General features: G+C 63.7%; 16 protein-coding genes. All 16 read right to left on the reverse strand.

The genetic code is table 11. The features are described from left to right. The coding region (locus VIQ49_RS26310; protein ID WP_331889665.1) for a hypothetical protein at nt 1-508 on the reverse strand (508 nt) is incomplete at its 3' end. Beyond that, on the reverse strand, nt 505-723 hold the full coding sequence (locus VIQ49_RS26315) for a hypothetical protein (protein WP_331889667.1): 219 nt from the start codon (nt 721-723) through the stop codon (nt 505-507). The genes VIQ49_RS26310 and VIQ49_RS26315, both read right to left, overlap by 4 nt. 8 nt (nt 724-731) lie before the next feature. Beyond that, on the reverse strand, nt 732-2,321 hold the full coding sequence (locus VIQ49_RS26320) for a hypothetical protein (RefSeq protein WP_331889669.1): 1,590 nt from the start codon (nt 2,319-2,321) through the stop codon (nt 732-734). After that, on the reverse strand, nt 2,321-2,992 hold the full coding sequence (locus VIQ49_RS26325) for a hypothetical protein (protein WP_331889671.1): 672 nt from the start codon (nt 2,990-2,992) through the stop codon (nt 2,321-2,323). The genes VIQ49_RS26320 and VIQ49_RS26325 overlap by 1 nt, the downstream gene beginning before the upstream one ends. After that, nucleotides 2,989-3,378, reverse strand: a complete 390-nt coding sequence (locus VIQ49_RS26330; RefSeq protein WP_331889673.1) for a hypothetical protein — start codon at nt 3,376-3,378, stop codon at nt 2,989-2,991. The genes VIQ49_RS26325 and VIQ49_RS26330 overlap by 4 nt, the downstream gene beginning before the upstream one ends. Further along, entirely contained in the window at nt 3,375-3,746 is a 372-nt protein-coding gene (locus VIQ49_RS26335) for a hypothetical protein (protein ID WP_331889675.1), read from the reverse strand. The genes VIQ49_RS26330 and VIQ49_RS26335 overlap by 4 nt, the downstream gene beginning before the upstream one ends. Before the next feature lie 17 nt (nt 3,747-3,763). Continuing rightward, nucleotides 3,764-4,174, reverse strand: coding sequence for a hypothetical protein (locus VIQ49_RS26340; RefSeq protein ID WP_331889677.1), 411 nt, complete (start codon nt 4,172-4,174; stop codon nt 3,764-3,766). A gap of 2 nt (nt 4,175-4,176) precedes the next feature. Beyond that, nucleotides 4,177-5,037: a hypothetical protein gene (locus VIQ49_RS26345; protein ID WP_331889679.1), complete on the reverse strand. Its 861-nt coding sequence runs from the start codon at nt 5,035-5,037 to the stop codon at nt 4,177-4,179. Then, a complete protein-coding gene (locus VIQ49_RS26350) occupies nt 5,037-5,795 on the reverse strand; it encodes a C39 family peptidase (protein WP_331889681.1) in 759 nt (252 codons plus the stop codon). The genes VIQ49_RS26345 and VIQ49_RS26350 overlap by 1 nt, the downstream gene beginning before the upstream one ends. Before the next feature lie 151 nt (nt 5,796-5,946). Next, the gene (locus VIQ49_RS26355) at nt 5,947-7,533 is read right to left on the reverse strand and encodes a hypothetical protein (RefSeq protein ID WP_331889683.1); all 1,587 of its coding nucleotides are present in this window, start codon (nt 7,531-7,533) and stop codon (nt 5,947-5,949) included. After that, nucleotides 7,530-8,333, reverse strand: coding sequence for a hypothetical protein (locus VIQ49_RS26360; protein WP_331889685.1), 804 nt, complete (start codon nt 8,331-8,333; stop codon nt 7,530-7,532). The genes VIQ49_RS26355 and VIQ49_RS26360 overlap by 4 nt, the downstream gene beginning before the upstream one ends. Nucleotides 8,334-8,344: 11 nt before the next feature. Beyond that, nucleotides 8,345-13,375, reverse strand: a complete 5,031-nt coding sequence (locus tag VIQ49_RS26365) for a phage tail tape measure protein (protein WP_331889687.1) — start codon at nt 13,373-13,375, stop codon at nt 8,345-8,347. Between the two features lie 251 nt (nt 13,376-13,626). Beyond that, nucleotides 13,627-14,271 carry a DUF7426 family protein gene (locus VIQ49_RS26370; RefSeq protein ID WP_331889689.1) on the reverse strand — a complete coding sequence of 215 codons (645 nt, stop codon included), beginning with the start codon at nt 14,269-14,271 and terminating at the stop codon, nt 13,627-13,629. A 66-nt stretch (nt 14,272-14,337) separates the two neighbouring features. After that, entirely contained in the window at nt 14,338-15,078 is a 741-nt protein-coding gene (locus VIQ49_RS26375; protein WP_331889691.1) for a phage tail tube protein, read from the reverse strand. 1 nt (nt 15,079) lies between these two features. Continuing rightward, the gene (locus VIQ49_RS26380; protein WP_331889693.1) at nt 15,080-15,520 is read right to left on the reverse strand and encodes a phage tail terminator protein; all 441 of its coding nucleotides are present in this window, start codon (nt 15,518-15,520) and stop codon (nt 15,080-15,082) included. Beyond that, entirely contained in the window at nt 15,517-15,858 is a 342-nt protein-coding gene (locus VIQ49_RS26385) for a hypothetical protein (RefSeq protein WP_331889696.1), read from the reverse strand. The genes VIQ49_RS26380 and VIQ49_RS26385 overlap by 4 nt, the downstream gene beginning before the upstream one ends. Between the last annotated feature and the right edge of the window lie 2 nt (nt 15,859-15,860).

The following is a 15,860-nucleotide window of genomic DNA, read 5'->3' on the forward strand; positions in this document are numbered from 1 at the left end:
TGGCGATTGCCGAGTTGATCAGCGGTGCCGCGTCGAGCGTCCCGTTGTCGGGGAACGTCTGTCCCGGGGCGAGGAAGCTCCGAAGGTCGTACTGCGCCACCACACCCGAGAAACGCGGGTCATCGAGCGGGGCATAAGTAGCGTCGAGGTCCGAATGCAGCGCGGCGAGGAGCGCGGCCAGTGCCGACGGCTGAGATGACTGCGCGCCCGCATAGGCGAGGATCTGCGCCTCCAACTCGTGCGACCCAGACGCGGGGACTTCGAACGGAATCCAGTCGATGTCTTGCGACACATCCGCGCCGTTGATCTTGAGTCGCACCTCCATCGGCCCGGGTGGCAGGTCGATGGTCAGATGGCCGGCCTCATTGAGGACGGCGGGTGATTCGATCCCCGCGGCGATGATCTTGCCGGTGCCATCGTGGCGGCGGGCGGGGACGCGGAATAGTCCAACCCCCGCCGCGGGTATGGACGTCTTGGGGTGTACGACATCCGCGTAGATTTCCGTCATTCTGTCGACTCCTCAGGGGTGGGTTCGGGTCCGAGCATTCCGCCGGACATGACGATGTCGCCGCCGACGGTGCGGGCTTCAAGGGTCAGCCAGGCGGCCGGGGTCGGTTCGGGTGGCATCTCACCCTCGACCGGCGGCGGTGGTTCTTCACCGCCACGAGTGGCGGTGAACGTCACTCCAGGCAGTTCGCCCAGGGTGAAGGTGTGGGATTCCATTGCGCCCCTTAGACGACGTCGTAGAAGTTGAAGTTGTCGATACGACCCGAGTCGGAAATCTGGGACGTGACCATGAGGCCGCCGAACCGTCGGCCGCGCCCATGGGAGACGATATTCGTGGAATCAGTCCACGCGAACAGGTCAGTCCCATTGCGCGACACCACATACCGATTGAGCAGTGGCTTGTACTCGAGTTTCCATACCGAACTCGCACCGGTTGAAATGGTGTGCGTGACTTGGGTAGTCCAGTCGGCGGTGTAGGTGCCGTTGCCAGTCCAGAGCTGGGCCCGATCGGACTCCACGGACAGCATGACGAACTCATTCATATCCCAGTTGGAGGACAGGAACACCCCGCACGCCGAGCTTGAATGCGGGTCAAGAACGGTGAACTCGATCGCCATGTGATCGGTCAGCAGCGGGCGTGTGTAGATGCCGGCCTGCAAGGTGAACAGGAACGAGGGTGGCCCGCCGATTGCCGCCGCACCACCCTCCGTGGTGAGGGTGTTCGACGTGCCCTCCGACCGCTTCTTCCAGAACCGGTCTTGTATACCGCCGGAGAAGTCGTCGTAGAACGATCGCGGGTTGTCGACCTGGCCGACGTCGGACCCGAACTGCACGAACGGAGTTGACCCGTTGTATGCGTTGTCCATCGTCAGCGTTGACAGGGTGGAGGGTGCGTCGGAAGCTGCGCGGACACCGCCGGTCGAGGTGGGACGGAAACCCCACGGCGCCAACGGTGCCGGGAACTCAACGCCGCTGATGTTCACCGGATGCGATGCACGGAACTGAATCCCGATGACCGTGCCCGGTGTGGTGATGACCTCGGTGGGGATCTCGAACTGCATCCACGACTGCACCGTCGTCAGCTCGCCCGCGAGATTGTCGGTAGAAGCGATCCACGTATATGAACCGTCCTCTTCCATCCGGTACACGTCGAGGTAGAAGGACGTGACCGCCCCTGCGCGCCAGGACATCCACGACAGGACACTCTTGGCTGGATCGTCACGCCAGCAGCGGATGAACGCCCACCGGGATGTCGTCGCGTTGACCTCGAAGAATGAGACACCCGACGAAGCCGTGGTTCTGGCATCGCCACCTGTGGCCGTGTAGGCATGGGCGTGTGCGACCGGCAACGCCATGACCTCGAAGTCGAACGACGACTCCGCAGTTGGGTCGGGGCCTTCGTTGAGCCCGCGGTTCGATCGGACGTCGATCATCTGCTGAACGTGGACGACTTGGGGTTCGAGTTCCTCGATGTCACCGGCCACCGTTTCGTGCTTGCCGAACAGGTCGTCGATCTTGTCCTTGATCCACGACGCTGCGTCGTCCGGGTCCGAATCAGGGACACCGGTGATCAGCTCGAAGAAGTCGCCGAGCAGAGGGATGGATTCGATAGACGTCAGCCATGTGCCGAAGCCGTCTTGGATTTCGTCGAGGGTGTCCCAGTCTTCGGGTTCGCCGTCGAAGATGATGGACAGCAGGTAGGACAGGGGTTTGGCGATGATCGCGTTGAACAGGTGCTCGCCGAGTAGGGCGACGAGCCCGTAATCGCCACCTGGCCGCCCTTTGCCGGGGCGGGCGGGAATGACTGGTGGCATCAGAGCATCGCCTCCACCGCAGCCGCAGCCGCGGTCAGATGCGCGCCGTACGCCGGATGATTCAACCGATAGTTCCGCAGATCAACCACAGCCCGCGAATACTGCTGCCACACCTTGGTCGGCTCCCACCACCGGATCGCGACTTGCTGCCAACGCCGCCGATTCAGCCGGTCGACAAGGTCGGCACCCCAGGCGATCGGGTCACCGAGCGCGAATGCCGCCGATTGATCCGAAAACGTCCGCAGCGGTGAATCCCTCGGACACATCGGGATCGGATCATCGAGCCGGTAGAACCACCGAGTGTTCGGGGCCTCACGCTGCCCCGCGATCCCGAACATGCTGCTCCCGAAGTCCGGTTGCAACGGATCCGCCAACAGCACCGTGCCTCGCAGATTCTCATGGCCGATCACCGCGACGTTCCCCGCCACCGCAGCGCCGCCCGAGAATCCGAGGACCACCGCCGGGCCGTTGTCGAGCTCGCGGAGCAACATCGACTGGCCGGCGCCGGTCGACGCAGAGAAGCTGGTGCCCAAAAGGTGCGGCACCGGCCCGTACGTCGCAGACCAGGGGAGTTCGACGACCGGGACGCCCGAGAGTAGGCGTGTGACATGCGACAGGAGGTTGTTCGTCGTCGGCTCGCCGATGCCCCGGACGCGGATGATCCGGGTCATTCGTTCATCCCGTCCACCTCGGCGGGAATCTCGACCTCGTGGTCGATCAACTTTCGACGGGCTCGAGCGACGTAGGTGCGCAGCGCCAGCACGACCCGGTCCAGATGCCCGATCGTCTGATCTCGCTGCCGCAGACTTTCTTTCAGCCGGGCAAGCTCGGCCTCGTAGTCGGCGATGGTCTGCGAGTGCTTCGCCCGATACTGGTCGGCATCGCGATCGCGGTTCGTCTTCTCCTCGACCAAATCGGCTTCGAGCTCGTCGATCTTGGCGTGGAGCTTGGCGATGTCGTCCAGTTTGACCTTGGATCGGGTCGCGAGAACGCCAGTGACAAGGGCGCCGATCGCGGCCAGCAGGCCACCGAACGACGCGATGAGTTCAGGGCTCACCGACAGCCCCTTTCCGCGTCGCCGCGGGCGATCGCAATATGAAGGATCGCCATGAATCCGGCGAATGTGCCATGGACGACCGGCACTGGAGGTTCGGTCAGGACTGCGGAGAAGAGGATGCACCCGGCGTACAGGGCGAGGAATGTCGAAGCTGCGACGTGCGCAAAGATGAAGCCTTGCTTGCGAACCCCGGCGAGCAGGAGCGCGAGTCCGGTCAACACGAAGCCGATGAACCACATCGGGCCGATGTTCTCGATCCAAACCACAGCGGAGACTTGGCCGGGCTGCAGCGGTCGACGCACCAGCTCCTCAGGGGAGATGTACAGCACGCCGACCGCGACGTTCATGCAGCCGGTGACCGCGGCCATGAGCCGCGCACCGAGCATCAGCCGAGGTTGTGTTCGCGCTCGATCCCGTCAGCGGGGACGGAAATGGCGGTACCGATCGACGCCTTCGGCGTGACCTGCGGGCGAGTTGCGATCAGCGTCAGGAACAGGGATGCGGCGGCGAGGATTGCGCCCTGCTGGGCCTCCGTGACGTCGAACCCGAAGGCGACGACCAGCGGTAGGCCCGTCTGCACAACGCCGAGGATGGCCGGCAGAACAGTCTCACGGACGCTGATCACCACGATCAGCGACAGGACCGCGTTGACCGCGGCCTGGATGAGGCCCTGAGTCTCGGTGCTGATGTCGAGTCCGAACGCGACGAGCAGCGCGACGGCCGCCATGATTGCGCCGGCCCAGGCAGCTGGTTCGCGGCCGAAGACGAGACGGGCGGAGGGGGTTTGCGTTGTCATGATCACTTCTTTCCCTTGAGTTCGGCGATTGCTACCTCGAGGTCGGCGACAGTGGCCTCGAGTGAGATGACGCGCTCGCGGGCGTCGGCGAGCGAATCGACGAATGTCTTGTTCGACCCGTCTGCGTTCTGGCCGAGTTGCTTCCAGCCCTTGAACGAGGCCTTCCAGTCGACCCGACGGTCGGCGCCTTCGCCGACGTAGACCAGGTCGCGGGAGCCGGTGAGCTGTTCGCGAATGTCCTTGACGTCGCTGATCACCGGGCCGAGGTAGCGCTCGATGAAGCCGATGATGTCGTCTTTTGCGGCCATGCTGATCTCCTCTTCGGGTAGTAGCGCCTCGCCGAGTGCGAGGCACCTGTTCCACCGCTCGTCGCGGTCAGATTTGTTGGTGTATCCGCCGTTCACCGCATAGGTGATGGCGTCGAAGTTGCCGGCATCGGCATGGCTGTTGATCTGCGGGCGCTGGGCGACCCAATAGAACGCTGCGGCGAGGAATCCCCACCGCGGTTGCTCAACGAGTTCGGGTCGGTCGACGAACAGATTCGAGTCATCGACGAGTCCGCGAGCCTTGCACCAGTTCCCGAACGCCTGATAGTTCGACCGCCAGGTCAGCTGAATCGGACCTCGCCCGCGGTACCGTTCGCGGTCCCATGACCACTGCGGGGTCTCCCACGTGTCGAGTTCCCGAAAGAGCCTGAGGCCAGCAGACTCGTGGCCTACCTGCGCGCAGAAGGCCGCCGCCCGGGGGACGGTCGTGCATTCGGCGACGATCAGCGCCTCGTTGAAGGTGTCGACGAACTGATCCCACTTTGCGTTGTCGATATAGCTGGGCTGCATCGCACGCCGAAGGGTTGCCGCGTCCATCAGGCACCGATCCTCAGGTCAGAGATCGCGTCGACCATCGTCTGGTTGAGACCTAGGTCGTTCTTCCCGAGCTGCGGCCATCCCGCGTATTGGCCTGCATCGCGTGATCCCATGCCGCAGAACTGTTCCCGGATGTCTTTGGTATCGGAGATCAGCGGTCCGCAGAATTTCCTGATGAAGTCGATGACCGCCGGGGCGTCTATTTCGTCAACGATGGGCGCGTTGACGGCCGCCGCGTAGCCTTTCGCCGCGATGCATGTCGCGAGCTGGTCGACGCTCATCCAGTACAGGTAGTCAGGGAAGCCGCTGTCGGGCACCAGGACTTCGCGGGTTCGGGCGTTGAAGCCCATTGCGGCGAAGTAGTGCAACACCCGGCCGCCGCCGTAGCTCAGTCGCTCACCGCGGGTTGGCCGGGGGTAGTTGCCTGGCGACACATCGACATTGCAGGCCACCCCGTACCCGGCGAGAATGCTGTGCTGAATGTCGGCCCACAGCTTCTCAGTTGCCGCGGGGGAGGCCGGGTCGGCAATGTCGCGCCGCACCCAGAAGTCGCCCAGCCACGCGTTCAGCCGATCTGCGATCAGACCGACATGGTTGGTGCCATTGGTCGTTGTGCCCAGCTCCCGAGCAAGCTGCTGCTCACCAACAGATACGCCGCGGGCGGAAAGGATCATCTGGGTTGTCGCAGGCCCGCACCAATACGGGGTGTCCTGCTTGATGATGCCGAAGTTGATCGGCAGGGTGACGTCGCCGTCCATGTCAGTCCTCTTTCATCCAGTGCCCGGAGGCAATGTCGTCGATGAGTGCTTTCTGTGATGCCGCAGCCGCGGTCGCGCGATCCAACTGCCACGCCCGCCGCACGCCCACAAGCCAGATCAAGGCCGTGCAGTGGTCGACAGAGCCAGCCGGTCATATCGCGTTCGCTTGGCCGCGGCTATTTGCGCTGAGTCCCTGGACGCCGCCGATCAGGCGGGACCACGGCCCCTTGAGGCGCTTGTTGTTGCCGAGTGTCGGCATCTCGCGTCGGCGCTCGCCGGGCTTGTCGGTCACGGTGACCGATGACACGTACTGTTCGACGAAGTTTCCGCGGTCCCAGAGGTGCACCCGATCGCCGATCTTGTATCGCCGGGATGTTCCGTCATCCTCGCCGAAGCTGTTGCCGCGCCCGGGCACTCCTGACATGGCGTTGATCGTGATCGACTGCTCGCCACCTTTTGCCTTCAGCTCGTTCTTGCCGGTGGCGTAGGCGTCGAGCGAGTAGGCCGCAGTGTTGTCGGCGAACTTCTCCGGCAGCGCGTCATCCTTGCCGATCTCGGCCTCGAGGTCGCTGTCCCAAAAGACTTGGTACGCAAAGAAGATGTCGTCAAACAAGTCGCCGACCACAGCGCCAAGGCCGAGGCCCGGGGCGATGAGGTTGAGCAACAGCTGGATCGCGAGGTTCGCGCCGATCTCGATGATGTCGTTCAGGATCGCCGGAGATTTTCCGCCCACGATTGCCCGTGTCGCCCGGGAGTGCGTGCCCTTTGAGGTGTAGCTGGTGATCTGCGAATCGGCATCGGTGCGGAACTGACACTTGCGGTTGTCGCGCTTCTCGTAGGTCTCGAAGACATAGCCCGCGCGGTCCATCTGGTTGGACCACAGGCCACCGCCGATCGACGCGAGCTTCGACAGGTTGAGGAAGTCGTCGTCGGTGGTGTTGATGATCGACTGCAGGTCGGCGAGAGTGTCGGTGTTGAAGACAGTCGGCGACGTGCCGCGGCCATCCCACAGATCGACCTTGATACCCCAATCGAGGCGCTGCACATCCTGCGCGAACAACTCGTCGAGCTGGGTAAACCTGGCCTGTGAGAACATAATCGGCTCGAACACATCCGAGAGAAACTCGAAGACGTCATCCAAGGAATCGAAGTCGTCGATCCGCAGGTTCTCCCATGCGGACGGCTGCCGCATTGGCAGGGCTGAGTAGAACGGGATCCCCAAGCGCGTGGCCACACTCGTCACATAGGACTTCATTACCCGGTCAGGCGAACCGATCCGCACGTCATGCTTACCGGTGATGTTGACCTGCAGCTCGGGCGGGAACAGGTTGTTGACCCAGCCGTACATCGATTGCAACCAGATCTTGTTGCACTCGGCGTAGTAGACCTTCTTCTCGCGGCCCGGCGTGCCCGACCATTCGGCGTCGACAATCCGGCCTGTCCACGGAATGCCGTTGTAGCCCATGGAGCCATCGGGGCCGCGGCCCATGCGCAGATGGAAGCAAGTCTTCTTCACACTCGTCGGCGTGATGATGTCGCCGACGGGGTCATCCCACTTGAGCTCAAATGCGATCTTGCCGGGCTCGAGGCCGTGGGTCCACGTTGCGCCGGCGTCGACGTAGGAACCGGTCGGCCGCCAGTTGATTACTCCGCCTGCGCCCGGGTGGCTGCGCAGGCCGACGTCGAAGTTGAAGGACTGAGGCTCATCCGTGTTCGGGTCCGCGTACGCGGTGATCACAGCGCAGACCAATACAGCCGGGGGACAGTCACGGTCAGCTTCGTCGCGCTGGTCGCTCCAGTTCCGGTGATCGTGACCGGAATCTCTGGGGTGTCGACTGGCGCCTTCTCATGCCAGCGCTCGCCGATCCATGACCGGTCGAGTCCTGCCTGATCCCACACCGCCCAATAGTCAGGATTCGTCTCGATGTCGAGCCACTGGCCATCGGTGAGGGTCGGCAGCGGTATGGCTTCTCCGCCGATTCCAAGGGTCGGAGAGGAGATTGGGCCTTCGAGCTTGTAGTGCAGCCACGAGTCGACATCGCCGTCGTTGTGAATCTTCGCTGTCGCGAACTGCGCAGCGGCGAAGGTGAATACCAGTGGTTCACCGCGCCACCACGTCTCGTCGGAGCGCCACTCAACCTCGTCGTATGCTCGGCCAACAGCATGCATCTTGACGAAGTCCGGCGGGTTTTTGAAGCCTGCCAAGCGGACTTCTTGGAAGCGGCCGGACTCGAGCACTGTGAACCGCATCGGTGCGCCACCGGGCCGTCGAGCACCGCCAGCGCCGTTACCTCGACGCCAGGTCGCCAGAAGCGCTCGGGCGTCCGGTCCACCGGTGCCTCCATCGACACGCACGCCGGCCGTGATGCTTCCCGGCTTGTACTTGATCGACGAGTTCGTGACGCCGGCCTGGTTCACGCCACCGGTGTCATCGAAGTCGAACTGCGGTCCACCGAGGTTGATGTAGTGCAGCCGAACCGGACCGCCCTGATTGAAGGGCCAGGTCGCTCCGAAGACGTCGGTGAGTTTGCAGGTCAAGGGGATTCCCATTACAGTCCCGCCGCTGAGAGGATGAGGCCCGCACCGCTATTCGGGTCGGCCGTCGAGTGGAGTTTCTTGTTGCCGTCCCGGGTTGCCTTGTTCAGCTCGATCAGCTGGTCGACAACTTCTTGCAATGCGGTGCTCACCATCTGCGAGATTCCGTCGATGGAGTTCGACGACGTGTCAAAGGAAGGCGACAGATCGCCAAGTGAGACCTGCCCACTGGTGGCCATGCCGACGTAGGGAGTGATCGCCGATGCAATGGCGAATCCGCCACCGGCGGCCAGCGCAGCCCAGTCGTAGAGGTTCTTCGGCTTGAGGGCGTCGGAGGTGTCCGCGCTGTAGCCCGCGAATCCGCCGTCGGCGAATGACTGCAGCACGCCGAGCTTGCGTCCGGTCTCCTCCCAGATCGCCACCGAGCGCGACGACCCGTCGATCGGGATGAACGATTCGACCCCGGCCTCACCGGCCTGGGTCACCCACTTGCGCTCGCCACGAAGCACTTCCGCGCCATTGGGGCGCCCTTGCATCCCGCCGCTGGCATAGGCCACGATCGGCAGTGGCCCTTTGCCGAACACCTCGGGTGGTGTCGCCGGATCCGTAGTCGATTCGGTGACCGGCGCCGAGGTTGTCGACGATGCGGTGGTGCTCGTGTATGTCGACGGCCAGTTCGTGATGTAGGCGTTGATCGTCTCGCCCGACCCCATCGCGGCCGACGACGCGGTGGACTGAGTCGACCGGGTGATCGACGCTGCGATCTCCGCGTCTGCCTCTGCTTCCTTCTCCGCGTAGTTCGAGCCATCAGCCGTGCCAGAACGCTGAACGGCCTGCGCCATCTGCGCCTCAGTCAGGCCCTCCTGGTCAACCTCATTCAGGGCGTCGTAGTAGGCGTTCGTGGCATAGGCCGGATCCATGCGCTGCTCTTTGGTGCCCCACGACGAACGCTGCTGGAAGATGCCCGCGTTGTCGCCGTCCATCCCGTGGTCAAGGTTCTGACCATCGGTCTCGTCGAGCATCGCCATGACCGCGGACTTGATCTCTGCATCCGTCTCGCCGCGCCGTTTGCCCTCAGCCACAACGATGTCGATGTTCTTCTGCTTCTCCGTGCGGGTATCCACCTCCGGGATGCCCTCGCCCTGGGTAGCAGCAGAGGCCGCGGGCCAGTGGTAGAGGGTCGGGAAGTTGGTCGGATCCTGGGCGCCTTCGCCGTACTGAACACCATTGCCGCCAGACTCCACCGGAACGCCGAATAGGCGGCCGGCCATGTGGCCATTTTCGCCGCTGCCGCCGTTGGTGCCGATCGTCCAGCCGCCGGGGTCGTCGCCGGGTACCCAACCCATCGATAGGAAGTCGCTGTCGGTGGTGAAGCGAACCTGCTGCCCGGTGCCCTCGGAGTGAATGGCCGAGAGGTAGCCAGAGCAGTCGAGTCCGCCGTAGACGTACGGCTCGTCGTCGTGCGCCTGCGCCGTCGAGACGGCGGCGTCACGGTTGAATCCGCCGGCTGTGATGCCGCCATCCATGAATGCGTGCGCATTCGCGGGCACAACCTGATAGCCCCACGCGTTGGCGGTCTCCTGCATAATCCCGAGCGACCGACCACGCGTAGCGGTATCCCAGGGTAGATAGGTTTCTCCCTTCGTTTCCTTCTCCGCGAAGATCGTGTAATCCGCTGCGGGCCTATAGATCCCAGCTTGCATCGGCTTGTCAATCCAATGGCCACCCTCGCGGAATGTCTGGATCGAACCGTAACGACTGAAGCCCATGTTGCCGACTGCGTCGCTGATGCCACTGCTGTTGATGCCCCTGACCAGATCCACCGACACTGTTGTCCGCCGAGGTCGCTCAAAGAACCGCATCTTCTCGATCGCCGCAGCATCATCGACGGCGATGATGACCGAGCCGTCCGGTAGGTTGATCGTCTTGATGCCAACATCATTGAGCGCCTTGATGTTCGCCTTGCTCGTGTCCTCGATCTTCACGAACCCTTGCGGCAAATTCTCAGTCTTGATCCCGAGATCGTTCAGCGCTTTGATGTTCTCAGCGGTCGTATCCGTGATGACGATCCGGCCGTCAGGCAGGGTCGTGTACGTGATCTTCAGACGGTCGAGGTTGCCGAGCGTCTCGGGAGTGTTGTCCACGACACGCACAGACCCAGGAGGCAGTGCCATCGCTGTCTGGCCAACTGTCCCGAGAAGGTCGATCGCCCGCTGGACACTCGTCGTGTCGAGGTTCAGGACGACGTTCTCAGGGATCAACCCGTACGTGTCGGCGAGGGCTTCGGCCTGCTCGCGGCTACCCAGGATCGCGGTCATTTGATCAACGAACGCAGTCCGCTGCTGCTGCAGCTTCGTGCGCGTTGTATCCAGTGCCGCCGGCAGATCCTGCCCATTGGCGCGCGCTGCCTCAAACGTCGCCGCGGCCATCTCGTTGAACGCCGACGCCTGATCACGGACGCTGTCCTGGAGCTTCGAGCCCGCCTCAGTGGTGACGTCGATCTGGCCATTGAGCCCGATCGCTGCGGCACCGCCTTCCCCCATCGCCTTGACGAGGTCACGCATCCCATCAGCCCAGCCCTGCAGCGCCTCCTCTTCGGTCATCGCGTCGTCCTGCAGCCCATCGAGGGCTTTGGCGAGCTTGTCGACCTTGTCCGCCGCGCCATCGGTCGACTCCACAAACTCCTGCATGGCGTCAGTCATCGGCGAAACCGACGTCGCAGACCGAGTGAACTGCTCGGCCATCGAACCCGTAGCCTCACCAGTGTTTTCGGCCTGCCGCTCACCAGCCAGCATCGTCTCTCGAGCACGATCAAGGCTGTCGATTGTGAGACCGAGCATCATCCCGCCCTCAGGATTCGCGTCCCGAAGATGCTGGATGTACCGGTCATAGTCAGCCTGCGAACCAACGAGGGCCGCGTTCACCTTCTCGCGAGACTCGCCCATCTGCTCGGCCATGTTGATGGTGGCCCGGTTGTTCTCAGCCGACCACGCGCGAGCTGCTTCAGACATGCGGGAACCGGACTCGGTGTACACCTGGGCGAACGCCTCTTGCTTCGCAGCCGCCTCGGCGGACGCCTGGGCGTCCTTCTGCTTCTCACGCTGCCAGAGCGTCATCAGCGCAATGGCGCCCATGATGGCGATGCCGAACGGACCGCCGAGAGCAGATGTCAAACCACCGACTGCTGAACGCATCCCGGCTGCAGCGGCAGCCGCGACACCTTGGGTACGCGCAAAGGTCGAGGCGTGGCCACTGGCGCGTAGGTAGGCGGCTCCCATGGTGGCGATCGTCGGGGAGTTCCGGCCCATCACGGCAATCGCGCCGGACACCCGGTTCATAGACCCGCCGGCAATGGCGGCTGCGCGCTGCATCTGGCCGACGTCGCGACTGAAGTTACGGACCACCTGGCCGGCGGCACTCACATGCCCACGCGCAGTGGCGATCTGACCAGCGAATGCCGCCGAGGCGATCTTCGCTGCCACCAGCAACGTGATGGCCAGCTGCAGCGGTCCAGGAATGGCGCCGAACGCATCCGCGAGTGCAGCGACAGGCGCAACGACGAAGCCGAGCGAACTGGTCATCCCGTCGGCGACACCAATCATGTTCGCGCCGCTCGAGGCTAGAGAGGTAAGCGGGCCTTGTACCGCGTCATACGCAGTGAGCGACAGACCCTCAAGGCTGTTCTTGACTCGCTCCCACGCACCCGGCAGCCCTTGAGTTTTCGCCGCAGCGATCTCGCCGGCAGTTCCCTGGCGGGCGATTGCCTCGGCCATCTTGTCGTACGCCGCAGTGCCACCGCCGGCCGCGACCATCGCGGTGCGCATTGCGTCGGACCCGAACAAGATCGACGTCGAAGCCTGGTACTGCTCATCGGTCATGTTTCGAGATGCGGCCGACAGCTGCTCCCACAGCGAACGCATCCCGACGAACTTTCCTTGCGCGTCGTACACGGTGAGGCCGAGGTCGGCGATCGCCTGCTGTGCAGGCTCACCCTGATCAGTCAGTGACTGCAGGGAAGTCTTGAGGAGTGTGCCGGCGTCGGAGCCGGTGATGCCGGCGTTGGCGAACAATCCGATCATGGTGGCGGTGTCGGCCATGCTCACGCCGAACCCGGCGGCGACGGTACCCGACTGCGCGAGAGCGTCGGCAACGTCGGTGATCTCGGCCGAACTGGCGTTGGACGTGTTGGCCAGGATGTCGGCGGCTTCGCTCGCGTACGTAGCATCCTTGCCGAACGCCTGGAGCGCCTGGCTCTGGATGGTCGCGGCGTCGGCGGCATCGATCTGCGCTGCAGCTGCGAGCTGCAAGGTTCCCTTCGCAGCGCCCATCGACTCCTCGACCGAGAAGCCACCCTTGGCCAACTCGGTCATCGCCGCAGCGGCGTTGTTCGCCGAGGTACCCGGTAGCGTGATGTCGCCACCAAGTGCCTTCGCCGACGACGACACAGCCTTCATCTGCTGCGACGTGGCCGACGACACGGCCTGCATCTCATTGAGAGACGTGGTGTACGCCATCCCGGTGGTGAGGATGGCACTGATGCCGATGCCTGCGCTCACGGCTCCGGCGGCGAGTGCAACCAGTTTCGTGGCGGTGTTGTCTGACTCCTCACCCATGTTGGTGATGGATTCAGTAGCGCCGTCTGTGGTTTCGGCTGCAGCGTTGTTCGCCTCAGTGAGACCGGCGACCGCCTCCTGCGTGGTCTGCGTCGCAGTCGTCAGCCGAGCTCGAGCCTGAGCCAACCGGATCTCAGCGTCGGCGGCCTTCTGGGCGTTGCCGTCGTTCTGCGCATCCTTGAGTGCCTTCTCAGCCTTCTCGGCGCGAGATGCTGCGGCGGCTTGATTCGCCCGTGCCGTCGCGACCTTCGCCGCATACCGATCGACGTCAGAAACGGCACCCTTCATCGCCGTCGAGATCGACTGCTCAGCCTGCTTGGCCTGCCCGCCGAGCGTCTGCATCGACGACCCAGCACGCTTCACACCGGATGTGAATCCGCTGTCGTCCAACCCGAGCTGGGCGGTCAGGCGCCCAACGATCAAACCGGCCACGAACGCCTCCAATCAGGTCTTTCGGACTGCTTTCGACAGACGCGAATCGCGGTCGATGAGGTCACGGATTTGCCACTCGAGCCACTGCCACGGACGTTCATCGAGGATTCCCGAGTAGCAGTCGACGCCTCGGTCCTGGAGATCCAGAACCATTGCGGGCCAGTGAGACAGGATGGTCTTCCATGTGAAGGTGGCAGGCTCACTCGTCGGCCGGGTGACCGGACCATCGAAGTAGTTGTCGCGGGTTTTTGTCAGGGGGTTGTAGTCGGTGCCGCCGGGGTCGTTCGGCCCGTACGCGCCCGGCCTCGGGTCGTAGAAGCCCCCGTACCTGCACGGGATGAGGACTTCTGCGCTGCCTTCTTGGCCGGCACCTTCTTGGCCGCCCGCTTCTGCGCTCGGTTCGCCCCCGCTGCCGGGGGCTGCGGGTTTCCCGCCGAGTCCTCCGCACGCTCAACCTGGACCGCCAGCCCGGCCGCCCAGTGCTCCTCAGCCGCCTTCATTCCTTTGGCTGCCTTCACGATCGACGTCACCCCGGCGTGGACGATCTGGTCCATCGTCAGGCCATCTGCGGACATCTCGTCGAACAGTCCGCCGGACCACTTGCCGATCTTCTCCTTGCGGGTGACTTCGACCTGCTTGCCGTCGACAGTCTTGACGGCCTGCTTTCCGGTCGCCTCATCGAAGGTGGGCACTTCCACTTCGTCGACAGTCCACTCGGCGCCAAGCAGTTTCAGCGCCTCGCGCTGCTCTGTCGTCGCATCGAGGGCGTTCATCGCGATCAACTGGAGCAGTCGTAGACCATCCGCTGCCGACACCTCGGGGATGAGGTAGGTCTTGCCGTTGATCGGCAAGGGCAGTCCGGGTGTGAAGAATTCGTTCAGATCTTGGAACCCCATGGTGTGGCCTCCTGGTGGGGTAGTGGGGGGATCCCGGTTGCGGCCTCCAGCAACCGGGATGGGGGATTACGCGGGGCCGAACGTGGCGGTTCCCGTCGGGGTCGCGGTCACCGAGACGAGGGTCGGCAGCGGCGATAGCTCGACGTTGAAGTCCGGCGACGCACCGGTCACGGTCGCGAGGTCAACGTTGCTCAGCGCCTCGAATGCGGTCTTGATCTGACCGGTCGTGGCAGTTGCCGCGGTCAGCGACGAAGTGGCCTGGCCGTCGACCGTCGCGACGTAGCTGGTCAGCCCGAATCCGTAGTGCAGCTTGAACGCGGCGCCTGGCTTGGTGATGTCCTTCGGCTTGCCGCGGCCGGTCAGCGTGCCGCTGAACTTCTGGAGTTCATTGGGCTTGCCAGGCTCGAGGGTTGCCTTGACCGTCGCGAAGAACTCACGAGCAATCGGCAACTTCCGATGCCAGTACCGCAGATGGACGTGGCCGGACGAGTCGGCCTGCTCAGAGGCGACGACGAGGGCCCACATGCCGGCGTCGACTACGAAGTCCTCGCCGTCATCCTCGCCCTTGACGAGGCCTTTGAACTCGGCGGTGAAGGCGTTGCCGGCCACCGCTTCCGACGCGAACCCGTCTGATGCGATGTCGGTGTCATCCTCGCTGACGCCGTCGAACTTCGGACCCCAAGTCTGGAGGCCGTAGATAAACGTCCACACCGGAACAGCAGCGGTGCCGAGGTTGATCTGCACCCCATACCGGCTCGCGGACAGATTGTCGAGGCCCGACGAGTCGGGCTGGGAAAGCACTGGCATTTCATTCTCCTGGGTTGAGTTGGAGGTCGTACGAATCCGCCTGGATCCACCGATCGTTTTGGTCACGCTCGGGTTTGTTTGTGATCGTGCGAAGCATCCAGAGCGGATGAACGCCACCCGGCCAAAGGCCAGGAGTCAGGGAGTGCAATTCGCGAAACCCGTCCTCCGCCATATCCATGACGTCGAGCGGGTCTTCTGAATCGGATCGCCACGCCAACTGCACTCGCAGCAACGGACTGTGGGTGGTGGTGAAGACGTCAGGGTCGCGGCCGTAGAAGATGACCGCGACGGATCGGATGGGCGAGATCGGGAAGTCCCCGAGCGAGAGGGCAGGCAACGCAAGATCGTCGGGATAGACATCGGTCGGGCGATAGTCGGCCACGCCCACGTTGTGCATGTGCTGCGCCAGCGAACGCATCACCTCGGACAGTTGGACGGTCATCCACCGATCGCTTCCGTGATGCCCTGGCCGAGTGCGTCTAGGGCTGCGTCCGCCTTGGTGGTCAGCGCGTTCTCCAGAAACTTCGGCTTGTCGCCCTGCGGATGCTTGTACCAGGTGTTTTCGTGTTGCTTGCGGGCGTACTCGCTGTCGTAGCCGACGCCCATCTCGGTACCCTCGACAACGACGCGACCTGTGCTGTCCAGATCGCCAGCGAGCGTGGGTGAGTCGAGGTTCGATTCATCGAGGATGAGGTCGCCCGCGGCCTGCAGTCCGGTCTCGATGCCCGCCTCGAGCCTGCCGATCAGCTCATCGCCGAGCCACTCCTCATCGATCGGCATGG

The sequence above is a fragment of the Williamsia sp. genome (assembly GCF_036566845.1).
Classification (GTDB): domain Bacteria; phylum Actinomycetota; class Actinomycetes; order Mycobacteriales; family Mycobacteriaceae; genus Williamsia.

Excerpts from the sequence above, each read along its gene's own strand:
- VIQ49_RS26315 (WP_331889667.1), bottom strand. The coding sequence starts at position 723 with ATGGAATCCCACACCTTCACCCTGGGCGAACTGCCTGGAGTGACGTTC.
- VIQ49_RS26320 (WP_331889669.1), bottom strand. The coding sequence starts at position 2,321 with ATGCCACCAGTCATTCCCGCCCGCCCCGGCAAAGGGCGGCCAGGTGGC.
- VIQ49_RS26325 (WP_331889671.1), bottom strand. The coding sequence starts at position 2,992 with ATGACCCGGATCATCCGCGTCCGGGGCATCGGCGAGCCGACGACGAAC.
- VIQ49_RS26335 (WP_331889675.1), bottom strand. The coding sequence starts at position 3,746 with ATGGCCGCGGTCACCGGCTGCATGAACGTCGCGGTCGGCGTGCTGTAC.
- VIQ49_RS26340 (WP_331889677.1), bottom strand. The coding sequence starts at position 4,174 with ATGACAACGCAAACCCCCTCCGCCCGTCTCGTCTTCGGCCGCGAACCA.
- VIQ49_RS26345 (WP_331889679.1), bottom strand. The coding sequence starts at position 5,037 with ATGGACGCGGCAACCCTTCGGCGTGCGATGCAGCCCAGCTATATCGAC.
- VIQ49_RS26350 (WP_331889681.1), bottom strand. The coding sequence starts at position 5,795 with ATGGACGGCGACGTCACCCTGCCGATCAACTTCGGCATCATCAAGCAG.
- VIQ49_RS26370 (WP_331889689.1), bottom strand. The coding sequence starts at position 14,271 with ATGGGGTTCCAAGATCTGAACGAATTCTTCACACCCGGACTGCCCTTG.
- VIQ49_RS26375 (WP_331889691.1), bottom strand. The coding sequence starts at position 15,078 with ATGCCAGTGCTTTCCCAGCCCGACTCGTCGGGCCTCGACAATCTGTCC.
- VIQ49_RS26380 (WP_331889693.1), bottom strand. The coding sequence starts at position 15,520 with ATGACCGTCCAACTGTCCGAGGTGATGCGTTCGCTGGCGCAGCACATG.
- VIQ49_RS26385 (WP_331889696.1), bottom strand. The coding sequence starts at position 15,858 with ATGCCGATCGATGAGGAGTGGCTCGGCGATGAGCTGATCGGCAGGCTC.